The sequence below is a fragment of the Barnesiella sp. CU968 genome (assembly GCF_905219685.1).
Taxonomy (GTDB): domain Bacteria; phylum Bacteroidota; class Bacteroidia; order Bacteroidales; family Muribaculaceae; genus Lepagella; species Lepagella muris_A.
Genome location: NZ_CAJMXD010000336.1, coordinates 1 through 3184, shown reverse-complemented (window position 1 = coordinate 3184; position 3184 = coordinate 1). Strand labels below are relative to the sequence as shown.

Annotated in this window: 3 protein-coding genes; all 3 read left to right on the top strand. The window is 45.8% G+C overall.

The genetic code is table 11. The features are described from left to right. Window positions 1–254: 254 nt before the first annotated feature. Window positions 255–1781: a DUF4301 family protein gene (locus JX312_RS11090; protein ID WP_204458044.1), complete on the top strand. Its 1527-nt coding sequence runs from the start codon at window positions 255–257 to the stop codon at window positions 1779–1781. A gap of 23 nt (window positions 1782–1804) precedes the next feature. Beyond that, entirely contained in the window at window positions 1805–2506 is a 702-nt protein-coding gene (locus JX312_RS11085) for a hypothetical protein (protein WP_204458043.1), read from the top strand. After that, the coding region (locus tag JX312_RS11080; RefSeq protein ID WP_204458042.1) for an alpha/beta hydrolase at window positions 2503–3184 on the top strand (682 nt) is incomplete at its 3' end. The genes JX312_RS11085 and JX312_RS11080, both read left to right, overlap by 4 nt.

The window sequence follows — 3184 nt, the reverse complement described above, 5'->3', positions numbered from 1 at the left end:
CGTAGCCTTGGGCATCTTTCTCCTTTCGGTTCAGTCACATAGCCCGCTATGCTCCTTCACCTCAAGAAGAAACCTGCGCCAAGCCTACGACCCCAAATTAACTTTTATTTTTAAACAAGCTCTTAATACCCGATTTTTTGTATTAATTTCGGATGCATTGTAATTTATTTGAGAATGCCCGGAATATTTCACGAAATAAGTATTAAATTTGCATTCAATAAAAGAGTGTATAATCCCAAAACCGCATACAGATGATTTTAGAAGAACTCGACATCGAGACCCTGAAAGAAAAAGGAATATCCGAAGAAAAACTTCGTGATGAACTCAAAATGCTTGCTGAAGGCTTTCCATTTCTTAAAATAGAGGCTCCGGCAACTGTCGGTCATGGCATTTCGCCTTTGTCCGATGACATGAAAAAGACCGCTGTCAAATGCTGGGATGACTTCCTCTCAGCAGGAGGCATTGTGATGAAAATGGTGCCGGCAAGCGGCGCGGCATCAAGAATGTTCAAGGATATTTTCTCTTTCGTGAATGGCAATAAAGAGAAACCCGACAATGATTTCATGAAAAAATTCTTCGAAAGAATTGAAGATTTCGCATTCTTCCCTCGATTGAATTTCATTTGTATTTCGCTTTACGGCAAAAGCGTCGATTCGCTTGTCAAGGAAAAACGCTTCAAGGATGTGGCACAGGCTCTCATAGGCAAGGACGGTCTGAACTATGGCTATCTTCCCAAAGCTCTATTGCAGTTCCACAAGGTCATCGGTACTTCCAGAACCGCTTTGGAGGAACATCTCGCAGAAGGCGCGATGTATGCCTCAGGCAAAAATGAAAAGGTGACTGTGCATTTCACAGTGTCGCAGGACCATCTTCCTCTCGTCATGTCGAAAGTTGAGGAGGCTTCGGCACATATCGGTCATAAATATGGTGTCACCTTCGATGTGTCTTACAGTGTCCAGAAATCACATACAGACACAGTAGCGTCAAATCTTGACGGCTCGCCGTATCGCGAAAACGGCAAACTCTTTTTCCGCCCCGGCGGTCATGGCGCGCTTATCGAGAATCTCAACGACCTTGATGCGGATATCATATTTATCAAGAACATTGATAATGTCGTTCCTGATGAACGTCGTGCGTCAACCGTGGAGTATAAGAAAATTATCGGCGGCATACTGGTGGCGACAAAACAGAGAATCAACGAATATTGCAAAAAACTCGACAAGGGTACTCCTTCTGCCGAGGATCTGGAAGAGATGTTGCATTTCACTCGCACTGTGCTATGCATAACACATGACAATGCCGATGAAATGTCGGCTGAAGAAAAAGCCGAATACCTGTTCTCGAAGCTGAACCGTCCGACACGCGTGTGCGGAATGGTCAAAAACGAGGGTGAGCCCGGCGGCGGTCCTTACCTCGCATATAACGCAGACGGAACTGTATCGCCTCAGATTCTCGAAGCATCTCAGATTGACCCCGATAATAAGGAGACGGTAAAAATGATGAAGAACGCCACTCACTTCAATCCGGTGGATCTCGTTGTCTCGACAAAAGATTTCCGCGGAAAGAAATTCAATCTTCCCGATTATGTCGACAAGGCTACGGGCTTCATTTCTCTTAAAAGCCGTGAGGGCGTAGAGATAAAGGCTCTGGAACTTCCCGGTCTCTGGAACGGTGCCATGAGCGACTGGAACACGATTCTTGTTGAGGTTCCCGCCGACACTTTCAATCCGGTCAAGACTGTAAACGACCTTCTCCGTGATTCACATCAGCCTGTTGCCTGAATCGTTCAAAAAAACTGTATCTGATGAAAAAGACCTTAATGTTTCTCATGCCGGCAATGCTGCTCGCCTCATGCGCGGGCGGCAACGCCGACAAAGACAAAGCCAAAAACGAATATAAAAACGCCCTCTCCGATTCCATAACAATAGCTGAGAGACAGATCGATTCGTGTGAAAACAAAATCAAGATTCTGACCGACAACTTAAACCAATGGCTTAGGGACTTCACGGTTGTCGACAACAAACGCGAAGTGGAAAGCTATTATATCTTTAACGGATGGCAGGACCGCTACCCTCTTCAGAACACAGGACTCGTGGCTCGAATTTCAAACGGTGAGCGTCTTGAACTGATTGCGGCATTAAAAGGCTCTACTTTCAACAACATAAGGGTTGAATGTGGAGAGAATGCGGTGGAATCGGCTATTGTGCCTCACGACCAGGCTCTGAACTACAGAAGAGAAGGTCTTAACACAGTCATGTTTTCAGGAGCGCAGGCAGACTCTGTGGCAAATCTGATAGCGGACAATGAACTCAACAACATCTCGGTTGTTTTCCTTGAAGACGGCAAAACCAAGGGATCATGGCGCATGCCGGAAGACTATAAGAAGATGGTGTCGGCAACATGGATGCTGTATTCTTCAAGAACCCAGCAGATAAAACTTGAAAATTACATGAAGTTGCTTTGCCGGAAAATTGAAATTCTGAGAACCCATAAAGACCGCGAATGAAAAGACTCCTTATACCTATGATGCTGATAGTCGGAGCGGCAATAGCCTCCGGCGAATGGCATTTCCCGGAGAAATATACCGGACCGAAGACCGTAACAACCGACACCTCCTGGCATCCGGATATTTTAGAGGGATATGAGGCACGTTATGTCAATCATGGCGAGGCATTTGACGGTCCCTGCCGTTCCACAATCATACGGAAGATATGCAAAAACAGCAAATCTCGGAAGGCATACCTATATATACACGGCTTCAACGATTATTTCTTCCAGAAAGAGATGGGGGAACTGTTTGTTGATTCAGGATACAATTTCTATGCTGTGGATCTCAGACGTTACGGACGCAGCTGGCAACCTTGGCAATACCCTTTTAACGTACGCAAACAGAATGAGTATTTCGAGGATATCGATTCAGCTTTGGCTCAGATACGCCGCGACGGAAACACAGACATAACCCTCTCGGGTCACAGCACGGGAGGGTTGACCGTGGCATACATGGCAGCAATGAAGGGAGCGCGGATCGGGGTGAACAGAGTTGTCACTGACAGCCCGTTCCTTGAATGGAATTTTTCACCGATCATGAGAAATGTCGGTGCGCCTATTATCGAGTTTTTGAGTAAATTTTCGAAAAACAGCAAAGTCAAACAGGCTCATTGCGATGNATATTCTTACTCACTTT

Excerpts from the sequence above, each read along its gene's own strand:
- JX312_RS11085 (WP_204458043.1), top strand. The coding sequence starts at position 1,805 with ATGAAAAAGACCTTAATGTTTCTCATGCCGGCAATGCTGCTCGCCTCA.